Annotated in this window: 17 protein-coding genes; 12 read left to right on the top strand and 5 right to left on the bottom strand. The window is 65.7% G+C overall.

Translation table 11 applies throughout. The features are described from left to right. Positions 1-144: 144 nt before the first annotated feature. From ET21_RS0120615 to ET21_RS0120605, 3 genes are read right to left on the bottom strand one after another with little or no spacing between them, the layout of a single operon-like run. Complete coding sequence (locus tag ET21_RS0120615; protein WP_030541148.1) at positions 145-1686, bottom strand: SpoVR family protein; 1542 nt, start codon at positions 1684-1686, stop codon at positions 145-147. Beyond that, positions 1683-2993: a YeaH/YhbH family protein gene (locus ET21_RS0120610; RefSeq protein ID WP_030541147.1), complete on the bottom strand. Its 1311-nt coding sequence runs from the start codon at positions 2991-2993 to the stop codon at positions 1683-1685. The genes ET21_RS0120615 and ET21_RS0120610 overlap by 4 nt, the downstream gene beginning before the upstream one ends. 19 nt (positions 2994-3012) lie before the next feature. Then, positions 3013-4956 (bottom strand): PrkA family serine protein kinase, encoded by a 1944-nt coding sequence (locus ET21_RS0120605; protein ID WP_030541146.1) that lies wholly within the window; start codon positions 4954-4956, stop codon positions 3013-3015. Between the two features lie 235 nt (positions 4957-5191). Here ET21_RS0120605 and ET21_RS0120600 point away from each other — a divergent pair, with 235 nt between their 5' ends. From ET21_RS0120600 to ET21_RS0120545, 12 genes are all read left to right on the top strand, one after another. After that, a complete protein-coding gene (locus ET21_RS0120600; RefSeq protein ID WP_030541145.1) occupies positions 5192-6007 on the top strand; it encodes a universal stress protein in 816 nt (271 codons plus the stop codon). Between the two features lie 302 nt (positions 6008-6309). Next, positions 6310-7206, top strand: coding sequence for a Flp pilus assembly protein CpaB (cpaB, locus tag ET21_RS0120595; protein WP_030541144.1), 897 nt, complete (start codon positions 6310-6312; stop codon positions 7204-7206). Beyond that, complete coding sequence (locus ET21_RS0120590; RefSeq protein WP_150113304.1) at positions 7203-8372, top strand: type II and III secretion system protein family protein; 1170 nt, start codon at positions 7203-7205, stop codon at positions 8370-8372. Before cpaB ends, ET21_RS0120590 begins: the two co-directional genes overlap by 4 nt. A gap of 2 nt (positions 8373-8374) precedes the next feature. Beyond that, positions 8375-9547 (top strand): hypothetical protein, encoded by a 1173-nt coding sequence (locus ET21_RS0120585; RefSeq protein ID WP_030541142.1) that lies wholly within the window; start codon positions 8375-8377, stop codon positions 9545-9547. Beyond that, a complete protein-coding gene (locus ET21_RS0120580) occupies positions 9544-10875 on the top strand; it encodes a CpaF family protein (RefSeq protein WP_030541141.1) in 1332 nt (443 codons plus the stop codon). The genes ET21_RS0120585 and ET21_RS0120580 overlap by 4 nt, the downstream gene beginning before the upstream one ends. Next, positions 10869-11771, top strand: coding sequence for a type II secretion system F family protein (locus tag ET21_RS0120575; RefSeq protein ID WP_030541140.1), 903 nt, complete (start codon positions 10869-10871; stop codon positions 11769-11771). The genes ET21_RS0120580 and ET21_RS0120575 overlap by 7 nt, the downstream gene beginning before the upstream one ends. Next, the gene (locus tag ET21_RS0120570; protein WP_030541139.1) at positions 11771-12655 is read left to right on the top strand and encodes a type II secretion system F family protein; all 885 of its coding nucleotides are present in this window, start codon (positions 11771-11773) and stop codon (positions 12653-12655) included. The genes ET21_RS0120575 and ET21_RS0120570 overlap by 1 nt, the downstream gene beginning before the upstream one ends. Beyond that, positions 12652-13275, top strand: a complete 624-nt coding sequence (locus ET21_RS0120565) for a tetratricopeptide repeat protein (protein ID WP_030541138.1) — start codon at positions 12652-12654, stop codon at positions 13273-13275. The genes ET21_RS0120570 and ET21_RS0120565 overlap by 4 nt, the downstream gene beginning before the upstream one ends. 4 nt (positions 13276-13279) lie before the next feature. After that, a complete protein-coding gene (locus tag ET21_RS26115) occupies positions 13280-13492 on the top strand; it encodes a hypothetical protein (protein ID WP_021237135.1) in 213 nt (70 codons plus the stop codon). After that, positions 13489-15246: a TadG family pilus assembly protein gene (locus tag ET21_RS0120555; protein ID WP_021237134.1), complete on the top strand. Its 1758-nt coding sequence runs from the start codon at positions 13489-13491 to the stop codon at positions 15244-15246. Before ET21_RS26115 ends, ET21_RS0120555 begins: the two co-directional genes overlap by 4 nt. Positions 15247-15311: 65 nt before the next feature. Then, positions 15312-15581: a Flp family type IVb pilin gene (locus ET21_RS0120550; RefSeq protein ID WP_237751619.1), complete on the top strand. Its 270-nt coding sequence runs from the start codon at positions 15312-15314 to the stop codon at positions 15579-15581. Further along, positions 15503-15925: a TadE family protein gene (locus ET21_RS0120545; protein WP_030541136.1), complete on the top strand. Its 423-nt coding sequence runs from the start codon at positions 15503-15505 to the stop codon at positions 15923-15925. Before ET21_RS0120550 ends, ET21_RS0120545 begins: the two co-directional genes overlap by 79 nt. A 30-nt stretch (positions 15926-15955) precedes the next feature. Here ET21_RS0120545 and ET21_RS0120540 read toward each other — a convergent pair whose 3' ends face one another. Together ET21_RS0120540 and ET21_RS0120535 are read right to left on the bottom strand one after the other, a co-directional pair. Further along, the gene (locus ET21_RS0120540) at positions 15956-16936 is read right to left on the bottom strand and encodes a ParB/RepB/Spo0J family partition protein (protein WP_030541135.1); all 981 of its coding nucleotides are present in this window, start codon (positions 16934-16936) and stop codon (positions 15956-15958) included. A 123-nt stretch (positions 16937-17059) separates the two neighbouring features. Continuing rightward, positions 17060-18346: an EAL domain-containing protein gene (locus ET21_RS0120535; RefSeq protein ID WP_162180722.1), complete on the bottom strand. Its 1287-nt coding sequence runs from the start codon at positions 18344-18346 to the stop codon at positions 17060-17062. Between the last annotated feature and the right edge of the window lie 33 nt (positions 18347-18379).

Raw genomic sequence — 18379 nt, 5'->3', positions numbered from 1 at the left:
TCCTGCCGCCATGGGAGAGACTCGGAGGCCAGCGCCGACCGGACCACGAGCATCGCCATATCGCGCGGAATTTACGCCTCCCGCAGGACGATTGGAAATGGAATCTTGATGTGCCCGCGCCGCATGGCCGCATCCCGCACCGCTTCAACGCATCCAGTCGTCCTGCGGATTGCAGCGGTGGCTTTTCAGCTCCTTTCGCGTCTCCGCATCGACCTCGCTCAGCGCCACTTCATAGCCCCACAGATTGGCAAGGCTCTGCAAGACCAGCAACGCATCCGATGAGTCGAGCACCACACCATCATTCACCGCATGCTCCAGCATCAGCGTCCGGTCCCCGGCCAGGTCGACATCGACCACCTGGATATCCGGCTCCTGCCGCGCAATATCATATTCGCGGGCGAGCGCGCGGCGGATGCGCCTGTAGCCGCGCTCGTCATGAATGGCGTCGACCCGCACCTCTGCTTCGCCTTCATGGTCCAATATCTTGAACAGCCGCCACTGCCGGATCAGATGGGGGCTGAGGAACTGCGACACGAAACTTTCATCGCGATAATTGGCCCAGATATCCTTCAGCACCTCGACGGGATCGCCTGACCCGGCGATGTCGCCGAACCATTCGCGGTCCTCCTGCGTCGGATCGATGCAGATCCGCTCCACGTCCGACATGATGCCGAAACCCAGCGCATAGGGGTTGAACCCGCCAAATTGCCCGGAATCATAAGTCGGCTGATAGACGACATTGGTGTGCGACTGGAGAAACTCCATGAACGCGCCGTCAGTGATCCAGCCGCGATCATGCAGCGCCGTCATGATGCGGTAATGGGTATAGGTGGCCGCGCCCTCGTTCATCGCCTTCGTCTGGCGCTGCGGATAGAAATATTGCGCGATCAGGCGGACGATGCGCAGCACCTCGCGCTGCCAGCTTTCCAGGCGCGGGCCGGTCTTTTCTAGGAAATAGAGGATATTTTCCTGCGGCAGGCCGAGCGCGGCGCGGCGCTGGTCGGCGGGCACCGTATCGGCCCTAGTCCCAACCGGCACTGTCCGCCACAGATCATCATAGATGCGATCGCGATAGGCCTGCCGCTCCGCCTCGCGCGCGGCTTCCGCCTTCAGGTCGCGCGGGCGCACGCGGGGATAGCGGTGCACGCCCTGGTTCATCAGCGCGTGGGCGGCGTCCAGCACCCGCTCCACCGCCAACTGGCCATAGCGCTCCTCGCAACTGGCGATGTAGCGCTTGGCGAACTCCAGATAATCCAGAATGCCGTCCGCATCGGTCCACTGCCGGAACACATAATTATTCTTGAAGAAATGATTATGCCCGAATGCCGCATGGGCGATGACCAGCGTCTGCATGGTCGCGCTATTTTCCTGCATCAGATAGTTGATGCATGGATTGCTGTTGATCACCAGTTCATAGGCAAGGCCGCGCAGCCCCTTGCGATACAGCATTTCATTGGTCACGAACTGCTTGCCGAACGACCAATGCTTGTAGAAAAGCGGCATGCCGATGGACGAATAGGCGTCCAGCATCTGTTCGGCGCTGATCACTTCTATCTGGTTGGGATAGATGTCGAGCTTCATTTCCTGAAGCGCGATCGGTTCCACCGTGTCATAGATGCGGTTGATCAGCGTGAAGTCCCAGTCGCTGCCGGTAAACAGCGGTTCGGGCGCGATCGCCGCCTTCAACTCCGCGCCCTTTCGCTGACGCCCCTGCGCTGGAACAGCTCCCGGAACACGGGATAGATTTCGCGGCGGTGCGACACCTTGCGCATCGCGAAATGCGGATTCGCCGCCATGACGGGTGCATAGGCGTCCCACAGACCAGTGGTTGACGTCGCGCTTTCGAACGACGCGAACTCTTCGCGCCCGACTTCCAGATAGGCGACATATTGGGCGATCGGCAGGATTTCGTCCTGCATCAGGCTCACCACCCGCGCATTGTCCGACGCCAGCGTGTCGCCGTCAGATGCCTGCGCCACATAGATGTTCCAGTCGGCGGGATTATAGCGCTCCTTGATCACCTCCAGCAGCTTGTCGAGCGCGCTCGACACCAGCGTCCCGCCGGTGACGGTGCTGTAGAAGAAAGTCTGCTCGTCCACCTCCGCCGCACGGTCGGTATGATGGATGAACACCACCTCGACATGCTCATAGCAGCGCGACAGGAACAGGTGCAGCAGCGCGAAGAAGCGCTTCGCCAGATCCTTCATATGCGCCGTCATGGAGCCTGACACGTCCATCAGGCAGAACATGACCGCCTGCGCCACTGGCCGGGGGACTGGTTCGAACCGGCGGAAACGCAGGTCCACCGGATCGATATAGGCGATCAGGTTGCGGCGGCGGATGACATGGGCGCGCTCCTCGCGCAGCCGTTCCAGCGTCACCGCATCGTCGGGCAGCGGCGGTTTGCGTGCCTCGATTTCCGCAATCTCCTCGTCCAGCCTGCGCAGTTCGCCGCTGCTGGGCCGCCGCAGCGCCAGCCTGCGGGACAGGGCCTTTTGCATGGTGCGCGGGACGGACAGGTTGGACGGGTTGCCGATGGTCGAATAGCCAGCGCGCCTTATGCCTTCGATCTTGCCGGCCACCAGCCGCTTCTTGGCCATGTCCGGCAGTTCCAGATCATCGAGAAACAGGTCCAGAAATTCCTCGCGGGACAGGGCGAAGCGGAAATCATCCTCACCCTCTCCTTCGCCCGGCTGAGAACCGCCGCCCGATCCGCCGTCCGGCCGCTTGATCCTGTCGCCTTCCACGAATTCGCGATTGCCCGGCAGCACCCTTTCCCTGTTGCCGCCCTTGGCAGCGCGATGGAGCGTAGGTTCGTGGATGGCGTCGCGGCGGATGGTGATCTGGCCCTCCTTGGCCAGATCCTTGATGCTGCGGTCCTTCAGGCTCTCGCGCACCGCCTGACTGACATAGGCCCTGGCCCGCCGCAGGAAGCGTTGCCGGTTGACCAGGCTCTTGCCCCCAGGGTTCAGCCGTCTGTCGACTATGTGCATGCGCGCCCGAGCGCCTCCTTCAACCAGCCTGCTTGACGCGGATATACCATTCGACCAGCCGCCGGACCTGCCGCTCCGTATAGCCGCGTTCGACCATGCGGGAAACGAACTCGTCATGCTTCATCGCGGTTTCGCCGTCACGCTTCGACCCGAAGCTGATCACCGGCAACAGGTCCTCCACCTGGCTGAACATCCGCTTTTCAATGACTTCGCGGATCTTCTCGTAAGATGTCCAGCTTGGATTGCGCCCATCATTGCTGGCCCGCATGCGCAGCGCGAACTTCACTACCTCGTTACGGAAATCCTTGGGGTTGGCAATGCCTGCGGGCTTCTCCGTCTTCGTCAGTTCCTGGTTGATGACCTCCCGGTCGAGCAATTGTCCGGTGTCCGGGTCCTTGAAGTCCAGATCCTCTATCCACGCATCGGCATAGGCGACATATCGGTCGAACAGATTCTGGCCATAGTCGTTGTAGGATTCCAGATAGGCTTTCTGGATTTCATTGCCGATGAACTCGGCATAGCGTGGCGCCAGTTCGCCCTTGATGAACTCCAGATATTTGGCTTCGGTCTCGGCCGGGAACTGTTCCTGCCGCACCATGCCTTCCAGCACATACATGAGGTGGACGGGGTCGGCCGCGATCTCGCTGGTGTCGTGGTTGAAGGTCGCCGACAGGGCCTTGAAGGCGAAGCGGGTGGAAATGCCCGACATGCCCTCGTCCACGCCAGCGGCATCGCGATATTCCTGGATGCTTTTCGCGCGCGGATCGATCTCCCGCAGCATCTCGCCGTCATAGACGCGCATCTTCGAATAGAGGTTGCTGTTCTCATGCTCGCGCAATCGCGTCAGCACTGAAAAGCGCGCCAGCATGTCCAGCGTGCCGGGCGCGCAAGGGGCCTTGTTCAGGTCGGATTCGCGCAGCAGCTTTTCATAAACGTGCCGCTCCTCGGTCGCTTGCAGCGAATAGGGCACCTTGATCACATAGATGCGGTCGATGAAGGCTTCGTTATTCTTGTTGTTCTTGAAATTGGCCCATTCCGATTCATTGCTATGGGCCATGATGATGCCGGTGAAGGGGATCGCGCCGATATTCTCGGTGCCGATATAATTGCCCTCCTGCGTCGCCGTCAGCAGCGGGTGCAGCATCTTGATCGGCGCCTTGAACATCTCGACGAACTCAAGCATGCCCTGATTGGCGCGGTTAAGCCCGCCCGAATAGCTGTAGGCGTCGGGATCGTTCTGCGACAGCATTTCCAGCTTGCGGATGTCGACCTTGCCGACGAGCGAACTGATGTCCTGGTTGTTCTCGTCGCCCGGTTCGGTCTTGGCGATGGCGATCTGCCGCATGCGCGATGGCATCAGGCGGATGACCTTGAACTGGGAGATATCGCCGGAAAACTCGTCCAGCCGCTTGCGCGCCCATGGGCTGATCATGCCGGTCAGGCGGCGGCGCGGGATGCCGTAATTATCCTCGATAAACGCCCCATGCGTCTCCGCGTCGAACAGGGCGAGCGGACTTTCGAAAATGGGGCTGATCTCGTCCCCGGCCTTCAACGCATAGATGGGGTAGCTTTCCATCAGCGCCTTCAACCGTTCGGCCAGCGACGATTTGCCGCCACCGACAGGTCCGAGCAGGTAGAGGATCTGCTTGCGCTCCTCCAGGCCCTGGCTCGCGTGGCGCAGGAAGCTGACGATATATTCGATCGTCGCTTCCATGCCGTAGAAATTGGCGAAGCTCTTGTAGCGGCGGATGGTACGGTTCATGAAGATCCGTCCAAGCCGCTGGTCGCGCGATGTATCGATGATTTCCGGCTCGCCTATGGCAGCCAGCAATCGCTCCGGTGCTGATGCATGCATCAAAGGATCACTGCGGCATCCCAGCAAATAATCCTCGATCGACATCTCGGCCTGACGCCGTTCGTCAAAGTTCCGCGTGAAGCTCGAAAACAGTTCGTTTTTCGTCACTGACGACTCCCGCCGCAGTAGTCATATGACGAATATAATATGTATGGGCCTGTAAAAACAGGCCTATACGGAGAGAGGACCGGAAAAAATTATCCCTGCACATTCGAAGAGTTTGCGACAAAGGGGTAGGCGGTCCCGATTTCGGCTCCCTTCCGGCTTTGGTGTAAAAGCCGTTCACCCCGAATGCGAAAAAGGATAAGATAGGCGGCGAGGCCAAAGGGCATGGAGGCGCGTGATGACATCCATCCTGCTTCACATCCACGACGACAGCGGCGCGGAAAGCCGGCTTCAGGCGGCTTGCGACATCGCCCGCGCGGCGCATGCGCATATCAATTGCGTGCAGGTGACATCCATGCCGGGCCTGATCGCATCCGACCTTTATGGCGGCGCGTCGATGGCGCCCGCGATTGCGGCGGAACTGCAAGAGATCGATGCCCGGCTGCGTACCCGCATGGAGGACAGGCTGCGGCGCGAAGGCGTCAGTTGGGACTGGCGTCAGGCCGAAGGCGACCTGGTGCATGGGCTGCTGTCCGCCTCCGCGCTCAGCGACCTCATGATCGTCACCCTTCCGGCCGGGCCAAGGCGCGAGATGAGCGACCCGCCGCACATCGTCGATGATCTGGCGCTGGGCGGCCGCACGCCGGTGCTGGCGGTTCCGCAGGCGGCGCGAGGCATGGCGGTCACCGGCCGCGCGCTCGTCGCCTGGGACGGGTCCCAGCAAGCGTCCGCCGCGCTGCGCATGGCCGTGCCTTTCCTCAAGCTGGCGGAGGAGGTGAATGTCGTTACCGTGGAGGAAGCGGGCAAATATCCCTTTCCGTCCACCGATGCGCCGGAATATCTCGCCCGCCACGGCATCAAGTCGCAGCTTCATGTCTGGCCGCGCGAAGGGCGGTCCGTCGAGACGGCGCTCCAGGCCGCGATCGGCGTGCTCAGCCCCGACTGGATGGCGATGGGCGCATATGGCCACAGCCGCCTGCGCGAACTGGTCTTTGGCGGCGTTACCCGGTCGATGCTGCGGCAGGCGCGCGTTCCCCTGCTGCTCGCGCACTAAGGCTATTGCGGCGAACGCGCTCGTCAACTGCAACCAAAATGGATCGGCCATTTACGCCTTCGAACCGGCCCGTGGACCTTTGCGCCTTCGCGGGTGCGCAAAAAGGAGCCGGAAGCCGCGCATTTCCGCCCTTAATCGCGATTAATCTTCCTATCCTTCCTGGGACCAAAATGGCTTCATCTGCCGTCCCCTTATCCCTTCGGAATCTTTAGGAAATCTCCTTGTGGAGCGGTTGTGTCAAAAGTCCTGCCGCTCCGGGGCAAGCAGGGCTTTGCGTAGGCGCAAGCCCCAAGGGGATCGATATGCAATTGGGGGCGAAAGCCAGGCTGATGATGATCGCGGGAACGCTCGCCGCGCTCCTGTTCCTTGCGCTTGGCATCCGTGAGTTGCAGCGCGCCTCCGCTGCGTCCCGCCCGCCCCTCGCCGCTGCCGGAGCAGCGTCCAGCGCCGCCCCGGCCGCCGTGCTGGCCGCCGCCGCGCGCGCGATAGAGATCGGGGAGACGATCACGCCCGGCATGATCCGCAACATGACCGCCGATCCGGGCCGCCATCCCCTTGTCGCAACGCCCGCCGAACTGGTCGGCAAGGTCGCCACCCGCGCCATCCCTTCGGGAGCTCCCATCCCTCGCGACGCCATCGGCGGAGAGGCCAAGCTCGCCATCCGCGTTCCGGTCGGCATGCGCGCGGTCAGCATCGACACGACCGCAGAGATCGCCGTCGCAGGGCTGGTGAGGCCAGGGGACCGTGTCGACGTACAGGTCGTCTATCCCGGCGCCGATGCGATCAGCGGCGCGCGCGGCGCGGGGCGCAGCCGGGCCCAGACGCTGCTTCAGATGGTTCAGGTTCTGGCGGTCGGCGAAACCGTCGTCGGGACGCAGCCTGCCAGCAGCAGCGATCCTTCCACGCCCCCGCCCCCGGCGCGGACCGTCACCCTCGCCTTGTCGCCCGGCCAGGTGTCCACCCTTTCGCTCGCCAAGAGCACGGGCGCGCTCACCCTTTCGCTGCGCAACCCGGTGGACAAGGCGCAGACCGCGACCGCCGACGCGACATCGCGCGCGCCCGACCCTGCTCCGCAAACAATCGTCGCGGCGCCCGTGCGCAAGGTGTCCGCACCGCCCGTCCGCCACCCTTCCCACGCCATCCAGCTCGTCGTCGGCGACCGCCATGAAACCATCTATTCCGGGGGAGAAGCGCGTTGATCAGGACATTGGCCGCCGCCCTCCTGCTGGCCGCCTCGACAGGGTCGGCCACTGCGCAGGACGCTATCCTCCCGCTACAGGGAAAGCGCACCATGACCTTCCCCCAGCCGATCGGCCGCGTGGAAGTGGATCAGGACGACATCATCTCCGTCACCGCGCCCAGCGCGCGGTCCTTGCGCCTGACCGGCATCGGCGCAGGTTCCGCCACGCTCAGCGTCTATGGCGTGAACGGCGCGCTGATGACGGAAACCCAGGTCAAGGTCGGCCGCGCCTCATCAGCCTCCGCTGGCACCGAAGAAGGACGCCTGACCAGTGCCGATCGGGTCGTCGCTGGCGAGCAGGTGGTGGCGGTCGATGTGCAATTCGCCGCCATCTCCACCTCCACGCTCCAGGCGCTGGGCTTCAACTTCGCCAAGCTCAGCGGCGATTTGCAGGGAGCGGTCGTCTCGCCCAGCACGCTCAACAGCTTCAAATTCGCGCCGGGCGGCTCGTCCATCGACGCCAGCGCGCCGATCCAGAACGCGTTCAACCTGTTCCTCTCCTCCCCCAATCGCGGGATCAACGCGGTGCTGAGCGCCCTGTCCTCGAACGGCCTGTCGGAACTGCTCGCGCAACCGACCTTGCTCGTCCGGTCGGGCGAGCAGGCGAGTTTCCTTGCTGGCGGAGAGATACCCGTGCCGGTGCCGCAGGCATCCGCCGGGTCGGGCAGCGCCATTTCCATCCAATATAAGGAATTTGGCGTGCGCCTCTCCGTCACTCCCTTCGTGCTGTCCAAGGACAATATCGTTCTCAAGATCGCGCCGGAGGTCAGCGAGCTTGACTATGTCAATGGCGTGCAGTTGCAGGGCTATGTCGTGCCGGGCCTGCGCCGCCGGTCCGCCGAAACGACGGTGGAGCTGGGCAGCGGGCAGAGCTTCGTCATCGCGGGGCTCAGCTATTCCAGCCAGTCGGTCACGCGCGACAGGACCCCGCTGCTGGGCGACATTCCCGTGCTGGGCGCATTTTTTCGCCGCCAGCAGAGCCAGAAGGAGCGGCAGGAGCTGGTCATCGTCGCCACGCCGCGTCTGGTGGGACCAGTTCAGGCCGCCAGCATGCCGCCGCTGCCCGGCGCGTCGACGGATGCCGTGACGTCCAGCGCCCCATCCTTCGGCGTAGTGAGGCGGTGACCATGGCAAAGATCATCCTGCTGTCCGTGGACCGCAGCCTTGCCGAACGCATCGAACAGGCGATGAACGGCCGCGCCGCTGTCGAAATGAGCCAGTCGATCGCGCCGGACATGCTCGCCGGTCCGGCCGTGATCGTCATCGACCGCGACGCCATCGCGCCCGAACGCTCGCTCGCCGCCGCCATTTCGGCCGTCAGCGAAGGGGCAGGCGGCCGCTCCATCGTGCTGGCGACGCCGGATTACGGCGCTGACGATATCTTGCAGGCGGTGCGCGCTGGCGCTCAGGACATCATCCCCCGCGACGGACCGGGCGACGAGGTGGCGAGCATATTGTGGCGGCTGCTCAACGGAGCCGCCGCTGCTGGACAGGGCAATGGCGGACGCCTGACATTGGTGCTGGGCGCGGATCAGGAAGCAGCCGCCATGGCCGCCACCGACATGGCGATCACCCGCGCACGGGAACGCGCGCCCACGCTGCTGATCGATTGCACCATGCCGACCAGCGCCGCTCAGGCCTATCTTGATCTGCCGGTCAGCTACGGCATCGCCGCCGCCGTGGGCGACATGGACCGGCTGGACGCCAGCCTGCTGTCGAGCGCCCTTGCCCGCCATGGGCCAAGCGGACTGCTGCTGCTGACTTTTGACGGCGGCACGGGGACGGAGCCCGTGGGCGTCGGCCCCGGCGACATCGCCGGGCTCATCCGCCTGCTCCGCACCTGCTGCGCCGAAATCGTGCTCTGCGCCGGAAGCCTGCGCCATGCCGGGCTGCTGCGCGAACTCGGCGCGCAGGCCGACCGCATAGACCTGCTCTGCGCGCAATCCATCCGGGAGCTTGAAACCTCGCGCCGCCTGCTCGACCGGCTGGGAAGCGACGATGCCGTCAAGGCAAAAACGCGGCTGTTGGTGTGGGATCATCAACCTTCCGTGCTGCTCGACAGCCGCCGCATGGGGGATGTGCTGGGCATCTCCGCCGTCCATCCGCTGCCGGTCGATCATGCCCGCGCCCGCAACGCGCTGAACGCGGGCCAGCCGATCGCGATGGAGAAGGACGGCGGCCCCTATATGCAGGCGATCCGCAAGATAAGCGGTATTCAGCCGCCCGCGCCCCGCATGGCCTTCGCGGGCCTCGACCGCATGCGCCGCGCGGTCCGCCGATCGCTGGAGCGCACCTCATGAGCCTGCTCACGGAGGAAAGCCTCCCGCTCAGCCCCGCGCGCCCTGCTCCCGTCGCCCAGCCCGCGACCCAGCGGATGAGCGACAGCTATCAGGCGGTGAAGGCACAGATTTGCCAGCAGGTGATTGAGCAGTTGGAAGCGCGCGGCAGCACCGCCGACATGCTGGCCTTTCGCGCGCTGCGCGAAGAGATCGAGCAGGTCATCACCAGCCGCAGCAGGCGCGGCCAACTGGCGCTCAACGCTGCCGAACGCCTGCTGCTGATCGAGGATGTAGAGGACGAGGTCGCGGGCCTCGGCCCCCTCGCCCCGCTGCTGCGGGATCCCGGCATAGACGACATCATCGTCAACGGCCCGGCCTCCATCTATGTCGAGCGGAGCGGCCTGCTGGAGAAGGTCGACACGCGCTTTCGCGACAATGCCCATCTCATGAACATCATCCAGCGGATCGTCGGACCCATCGGCCGCCGCGTGGATGAAGCCAGCCCCTATGTCGATGCGCGCCTGCCGGACGGGTCGCGGGTCAACATCGTCATTCCGCCGGTCGCGCTCGACGGCCCGCTGCTCTCCATCCGCAAGTTCCGCATGCAGGCGCTCGGCATCGACGATTTCGTCGAGCGGCAGGTGATGAGCGCTGACATGGCCGCCTATCTCGCCGCTGCCGTCCGTTCGCGCCTGAACATCCTCATCTGCGGCGGCACCGGCGCGGGCAAGTCCACGCTGCTCAACATGCTGTCCACCTTCATCAGCGACCGGGAGCGCCTGATCACCATAGAGGACGCGGCCGAATTGCAGTTGCGGCAGGATCATGTCGTCCGGCTGGAAACGCGCCCGCCCAATGTCGACGGCAGCCGGGAAGTCAGCGCGCGCGAACTGGTTCGCAACGCGCTGCGCATGCGGCCCGACCGCATCATCCTGGGCGAAGTGCGCGGGATCGAAGTGGTGGAGATGCTTCAGGCCATGTCCACCGGCCATGACGGTTCGATGGCGACGCTGCACGGCAACAGCCCGCGCGACGCCTTTGCCCGGCTGGAAATGCTGCTGGGCTTTGCGGGGTTGCAGAACGACATCCGCGCCATTCGCCGCTTCATCGCCAGCAGCGTCCATGTTGTCGTCCACATCCAGCGCCTCGCCAATGGCAGCCGCCGCATCGTCAGCATTACGGAGGTTACCGGGCTGGAGGGTGAGGCCTATTCGCTCAACGAACTGTTCAGTTTTCAGGAACAGCCCGCCATGTCCGGCCTTGGCGAGTTCCGCACCCTCTCGCCCCGGCCTTTCTTCAGCGGCCGCCTGCGCGACTATGCGGGCGTAGCGGCGGAGCCATTATGCTGAGGGGCGCGGCTTTCCTGATGCTGGCCCTTCTGATCCTGCTGGCGGTGGCAGGGCATTGGCTGGCGCAGCGCAGTGCGGCGCATGCGCGGCTGGACCGCCGCCTCGCTGTCTTGTCGCGGGCCGGATCGGCTCCCCCGCGCCTCGCCCTTCCCCTTTCCGTGCCGGAACGGATGGCGCCCCTGCTGGCGCGCGCGCAGTTGGAGGTCACGCCCCGCTCCGCCGGAATATTGGCGGGCAGCCTCGTGCTGATCGCCCTTTTCCTGCTGCTGCTCTCCGGCCCGGTGGCGGTGCTGGCCCTGATCATCGGCGCGCCCTTGCTGCTGTTCGCCTGGATCAGGCAGCGTGCGCATCGGCGGATCGAGGCGCTGGTCGACGCCCTGCCCTTCTACATCGACGCCGTGCGGCAGATGCAAACGGTGGGTAATTCCCTCTCGCAGGCGCTGGAACGCGCCCTGGGCGACGCGCCCGCCATCGTGCGCGCCTATCTTGCGCCGGTGGGCCGCCGCCTTGAACTGGGCGCGCCCGTGGGCGATGCGATGCAGCAGCTGGCGGACCGGCTGCGCGTTCCTGAAATATCGATGCTCGCTGCCGCGATCCGCACCAATCTGCGCTATGGCGGCTCCATCACGGCCGTGCTGTCCAACCTCGCCACGATCCTGCGCGAACGCATCCGTATCAAGCGCGAATTGAGGGCCGCCACGTCCGAAGCGAAGGTCAGTTCGCGCGTCCTGATCGCCATGCCGCTGGTCGCGATGGCGCTGCTCATGTCGATGAACCCCTCCTATATCGATTTCTTCCTCGCCGACCCCCGCGGCCACAGGCTGGCCGTGGTGGCCATCGGCCTGCAAGCGGCGGGCATGCTGGTGATGCGGCGCGACATGAGGCTGGCCTTCTGATGCCTTCGCCGCTGATCTTCTTCTGCGCCGCCGTGTTTCTGGTGGCCGTGACCTTTGCGGCGCACGGTGTCCGGCTCCTGCGCGCGGACCAGCGGCTGGAAGCCCGTCTGTCGTCCCTTGCGCCCGCCGCGCCGCCCTCCGGCCTGCGCCTGCCCGCCTTCATCATCGCGAGAGGGCGTGACCGGTCGGAACTGGAAAGCAAGTTGCACCTTGCGGGATTCCGCGATCCGCGCGCGCTCAACCGCTTCGTCTGGCTCCGCCTTCTCGCCACGGGCGGGACGGCGCTGACGATCATGCTGCTGTCCCGCATCATCTGGGGCGGATGGCTCGCCCGGCCGCTGCTGATCATCATTGGCGGGGGGCTGGTCTATGTCGGCGCGAAGCAGGCGTTGCACATGCTGGCGTCATCCCGCGCGCGCCGGGTGACGGCGGAATTTCCCTTCTTCCTCGACCTCATGCTGATGATGCTGGAAAGCGGCGTGTCGCTCGACCAATGCTTCCGCTCGATCGCGCGCGACGAACAGGTGGCGGTGCCCGAACATGGGCCGATGATCGCGCTGCTGGTCGCCGATCTCGATCGCGGCATGCGCTACGAACAGGCGCTGGACCGCTGGGCGGCGCGCGTGGCGGTCAGTGGCGCGCGGGAACTGGCGGCGCTGTTCCGTCAGGCCATGTTCCAGGGGGTCGAACTCGCCCCCGCCCTGCGCGAATTTGCGCGCGAATTCACCCAGCGCCGCGTCGCTCGCGCCCGCGAAGCCATGGGCGGCATCACCGTGCGCATGGTGGTGCTGATGATCCTCTTCTTCATGCCCGCTTTGTTCATCGTGCTTGGCGGGCCGCCGGTCGTCGCGATCTTCGATACATTGCGGGGGGCAGCGCGATGATCCGCGCCGCCGCCGCCTTGCCCCTGGCCGCCGCGCTGCTGATCGCGGCCGCGCCAAAGGCCGACCCCACCCGCAACCTCTATCTCCAACTGATCGATCAGGCGCGCGCGGACGGCCGTCCGCGCGCCGCCATCGCCTATCTCGACGATTTCGACCGCCGCTATCCCGGCGATGTCCAGGCGCGGGTCCTGCGGGTGAACAGCCTGCTCGACCTCAACGACGTCAGCGGAGCCGAAGCGGCCGCGGCATCTCTGCCCGGCGGCCCGGAAAGCAGCGCCGTGCGCGGCCATCTGCTCTGTGCGCGCGGACGGTGGGCGGAGGCGGCGGCGCTCTACCGCCAGGCGATAGGGGCAAGCCCCGCCGACGCGCTGCTGCGCAATGCGCTGGGCTATGCCCTGCTGCGCGCTGGCGAAACCGCACCCGCAGTCGAGGCGCTGCGCGGCGCGCTCGACCTTGCGCCTGCCGACCGGGCCATCCGCAACAACCTGCTGCTGGCGCTCACCGTCAGCGGCCAGCGCGCCGAAGCGGACGCCATCCTCCGCCAGATCCGCGACGGCGGCGAGCAGGAAAGCCTGCGCCGCCATCTCGCCGCCGAAGCCGCCCGCATCATCAGGAAATAAGCCGATGTTTTCCCTGCTCCTTGCCGCCGCCGTTCCCGTCGCTCCCGCCGCTGACCAGGCTCGCCGCGTCATCGAATGGCAGCTACGCTCTCCCCCGCGCGAAGGCGACACCGCCGGGCTGTCGGCCGAAGAGGCGGAGGCCGTCCGCCAACGCTATCTCCAGTCGATCGGCGAGCGCCCGCCCCGGCCCGCCAGCGCCGATCGGGATGGCCGATGACCGCCATCCGCCGTCCCGCGCTCTGGCGTGACCGGCGCGGCGCGGTTGCGCCGATGATTGCCGCGCTGGGTGCTTCGCTCGTCGGCGCGGCGGGCTTCGCGCTGGATGCCGGGCTCTATTATACCGCCAATCGCGAATTGCGCGTCGCGACAGAGGCTGCCGCGCTCGCCGCCGCGATGAACCCTGCGCGGGCCACCGCCCGCGCCCGCGACGCGCTCAGCCGCAACGGCTATAATCCCGCGATCCTCCAGTCGGTCGAGCTTGGGCAATATTGCCCGGACGCCGCCCTTCCCTCCGCTCAGCGTTTCGATCCGGGCTTCACCCGCTGCCCCGGCAACGGCCGCGCCAATGCCGTGCGCGTGCGGACCGGAAAGCCCAGCCGCCAGTTCCTCACGCGCGTCCTGGGCAGCGCCAACCCCATTCCCGCGCTGGCCGCCACCGCAACCGCCGCCCGCATAGACGAGGCTGGCATCGGCATCTCGTCCGGCATCCTCACCGTCACCAATTCGCTGGTGAACAGCGTAAACGACCTGCTCGGCGCGCTGCTGGGCATCAAGCTCAGGCTCAGCACGGCGGATGTCGAAGCGCTGATGAGCAGCAACATCGACGCAGGCCGCTTCTTCGACGCACTGGCGGAGCGCGTAGGTGAAACCGGCACCTATTCGGATCTGACCGCGCGCACCGCCGGGCTTCGCGACCTGCTGCTCGCGGCGGCAAGCGCGGCGGATGATCCCGCGACGGCGGCGGCGCTGACGCTGGTGGCGGGGCAGATTGGCGGCGGCTATCCCGTGCCGCTCTCCGGCCTGTTCGGCCTTGGCGTGTGGAAGGACATGCCGGTGGGCGAAGCAGGCGACAGGCCCGCCCTGCGCGCCGGGATGAACGCCTATCAGCTTCTGACATTCGCCGTTCAATCGGGCGGCGGGGCGATCGACGCATCCGACGCGCTCAGCCGCGTGGTTTCCGGCACCACCGTCAGCATCGCCGCCGTCGCGACCGGCCCCATGGATCGCCCGCGCTTCTCCTTCGGCCCAGCGGGGGAAACCAGCGTCGGCACCTCCGCCCTCCGGCTGAAACTGGACCTGGGGCTGAACCTGTCCATCCTCGGCATCGGGGTCGAGCCGGTTTCCGTGCTGATCGACATAGCCGCCGCGCGCGCGGACATCAGCGCGATCGACTGCCCGGACACGGCCGAACAGGCGCGCGACACGCGGGTCAGCCTTCTCGCCAGTTCCGGGCTGGTCAACGCCTATATCGGCCGCCCGCCCGCCAATGCGATGAGCAAGCCCATGCCCCCTCTCTCCGCCGATGACATTGCTCCGGCGCGCATCCTGACGGTGCTCGGCCTCATAAACGCCGATGTGCGCGCCGTGGCCCAGCCAGTGATGGGAAATAGCGGCACCTTGACCTTCGGCCCCGGCGGCCAGGGCACCATCGGCAAACCCGGCATGCCGGGCATATCGGCCAGCATCGGCAATGGATCGCAACTCGGCACGCTCATCGCCTCGCTGACCAGCAGCCTTACCGCGTCGAACGGGCTTCAGGTGACCGTCCTGAACCTCTGCATCCCGCCGCTGTGCAGCGTGTCAGGCACCCGCTCGGCACTGATCGCCGCGATCACCGCGCCGCTTACGGGGCTTGTCGGCACCACCGCCGACCCGCTGCTCGACAATCTGCTCAGGGCGCTCGGCATCCAGCTTGGCCATGCGACCCTGTGGGTCACGGGCGCGCGCTGCGGCGTGCCCGTACTCGTCTAGCGAGCTTGGCGGCGCGGCTTGTCCCTCCCCCGCGCCGCCAAACCTTCAACGGGAGGAATAAGGAAATGACCATGATCACCAAAGCCCGGAACTTCATCAATCGTCTGAAGAACGATCAGAAAGGCCTTACCGCCGTTGAATATGCGGTGCTTGGCGCTGTCGTCGTCGCCGCCATCGCGGCGGTCGGTGACAGTTTCAAAACAGAGCTGACCGGCGCATTCACCGCCCTGTTCAACGAAGTGAACTGGTCGCCGGCATGCGCTCGCGCCCTATGCTTGCCTGCGAAAAGGGCATGGCAGCCCTGGAGTTCGCCCTCGTCGCTCCAGCGCTGCTGATGCTCGTCTTCGCCATCATCATCTATGCCTTCTGGTTTTCCGCGCTGATGGGCGTCCGCCACGCCGCCGCCGAAGGCGCGCGGGCGGCGATGGCGGGTCTGTCAACTGCCGAACGCACGACCCTCGCCCGCGACAGGGCGCAGGCGGTGATCGACGGCTATGGCTCGCTGCTCTCATCGGGCAGCGCGCCGCGAATAGAGGCCGCCGCTGATGGAACCGGCATGTTCAGGGTGCGCGTCCGCTATGACATGAGCGGATCGGCGCTGCTGCGCTATGCCGCCTTCATCCCGATGCCATCGACCAGCATCGACGCCACCGTTCTGGTGACGAACGGAAGCTATTGAGGGGGTTGCGCATACGCAATGCGCGGCAGTTCAGGCCGGGCGCGCCGCCAGCACCGCCGCGCGCACCTGGCCCAGCACATGGTCCAGATCGGCTTCGCCGGCGATGTTAAGGTCGACCGTCAAACCGCCCTCGCCGGTCTTCACCCGCCCGATCTGCTCGCCATTGATCACTATCGGCACATCGCCGCGTTGCTCGCGGCGCGGCGCGGCGGCATCGCGCAACCGCGCCAGCACGGCCGCTGACGGGATCATGCTCTTGTCCTGCGCCGCCAGCGCCTGTTGTTCGGCACCAATCTTCCGCGCCTCGGCAATCATGTCCGCCCGCTGCTCCGGCCGCCGCAGCAAGGGGGTCAGCAGTTCCGAATAGCGCACCTTCAATTCAGCGCGTGTGGCGAAGGCATCGATCACCTCAGCTGGCAATTGCGCCAGCGCGAGCAAGCGGCTCAATTGACTGTTGGACAGGCTGAGCGCTTCGGCCATGCGTGACTGGACGCCGCCATAGAATCGATCGACCGCCGCCTGATAGCTGCGGGCGCGGTCCAGGTCGCAAATATCGGCTCGCTCGCGATTTTCAATGTCGGCCAGCCGGAACGCCTCCTCATCGGGCATGTCGACGATCAGCGCGCTAAGGCGCAGTTCCGGCCGTCCATTATGGTTGAGCCAGTCGATCGCGAACCGCCGCCTGCTGCCGACCAGCAACTGGTAGGGCAGTTCCGCGTCCGGCGGGTTCAGGCGCACCAGCGCAGGAATCCGGTTTCCTCCCTCCGCCGCGATGGACTCGATCAGGGAGCGGCAGCTTTCAGCGGTAAGTCCCGGCTGATCGCGGGGATTGCCGTCCCATACCGCGCAGTCGGCGGCGCGGATCAGCAGGGGCGCTGCGCCCTGAACCCTGCTTTCGGCAAAGCTGGTCAGCCGCTCGTCCAGCCGGGTCAGCGCGTCCTGCTCGCCCCGCTCCGGCCGCGCTGGCTCATGGGAAAGGGTGGTCAAGATGTCGCGGATGAAGCTTGCCATCATCAATCCCTGATCAATGTCCAACCGCTGCTGCATAGCGGGTCAGGCGGACCGGCGCGCCAGCAACTAGGTTCGCTTCGGTGCAAACACGCAAAAAGGGCCTCTTGCGTGCACGCAACATCGTCAGTTCGGCAGGCGCTGTCCCCCCGAGTCCGCCGCCTGAAATGCGCTGTTGAACGCCGTCAGCGACGCGACCGTGGCGCTGTAACCGGCGTTCAGCCATCCGCGCCGCAGGCTGGGTCTGCCCAGATGCGATCCAGCGACCCATTGCGCCTCTTCCTCTCTGGCGATGTGCAGGTGCCAGGGCGATTCCACCCCGTCCAGTATGACGATGGGACTCATGGTCCGCGCCAGGCCGATCAGGTGACTGACGCGCGCGCGGTTGCGGCCGGACTGATAGGCGGTGTGCATGAACGCGCTGTCGATCTTTATCGCATCGGGTGACAGCGCCATCAACTGACCGATGGATGCATGGCCCGACCCGAACCGGCCGATGGCGATGCGCACGCCGAGTTCGCGCAGGCCGCGCACGAACGCGACGGCATCGCGAAAATGGGGCATGCCGCCATTGTCGGCAATCTCGATCACCAGCCTGCGGGCAAGGCCGGGATCGCGCTTCAGCCGCTCAATCATGTCATTCCACCCCGTCTCCTCGCCCAGCAGGTTCAGTGACAGGCTCTGGCTGGAAATGGCGACGTTCAGGCAGGCCGCGGGGTCGCCTTCCAGTTCATCGATCACATCCGACAGCATCCGCCGGTCGAGCAGATAGGCCATGCCCAGCCGGTCCAGCGCGGCATAGCCGTCCGCGCAATCGATCTGCTCACCCATATGGCCGACCCGGCGCAGCATCGCTTCATAATAGAGGATAAGGCCGGGGTCGTCAGGCTGCGCAACCGGACGCCAGGTGAAGAAGGCCGCGCCGCGCCGCACCAGCCGCATCAATCCGGCGGCGGCCGCCATATCCTTGCGATACTGCGCCACCGCCTCGTGCGAACGGCTGAAGATCTGCGCGCCTTGAAGGCAGGACAAGGCCAGCCGCCCTCGCGCCTCCGCCAGACTGTCGTCCAGCGGGTCCTCCATCGCGCTGACCGCCGCGCTTGCTGCCGACACGGACAATAATATCTCTTCGTCGCCCCATCGATATGGCTGCTCCATCAGCACGGAACAGAGCGTCTCCGCCGCCGATCCGCCGGGCAGGCATCGCAGCGGCGCATGGCTCACCAGCAATTGCATCTCATGCCGGTGGACGCTGCGCAGCGTGGCGCGTCCGAAATGCCGTTCCGCCGTCCGCCGCAGATGCTCCATCGCGCTGCGCGCGGCCTCCGCGCCATAGGCGGCCTCGACGGCAAGATAATTGTTGAGGCTGATGACCATCAGCTGGCCGGTGCGGTGTGCCGTCGCGGTCTGCAAGGCGATCCCTTTCCTGATGATATTGGCGCGCCG

The organism is Sphingobium sp. DC-2 (assembly GCF_000722555.1).
Classification (GTDB): domain Bacteria; phylum Pseudomonadota; class Alphaproteobacteria; order Sphingomonadales; family Sphingomonadaceae; genus Sphingobium; species Sphingobium quisquiliarum.
This window is presented reverse-complemented; position numbering and strand designations above follow the sequence as displayed.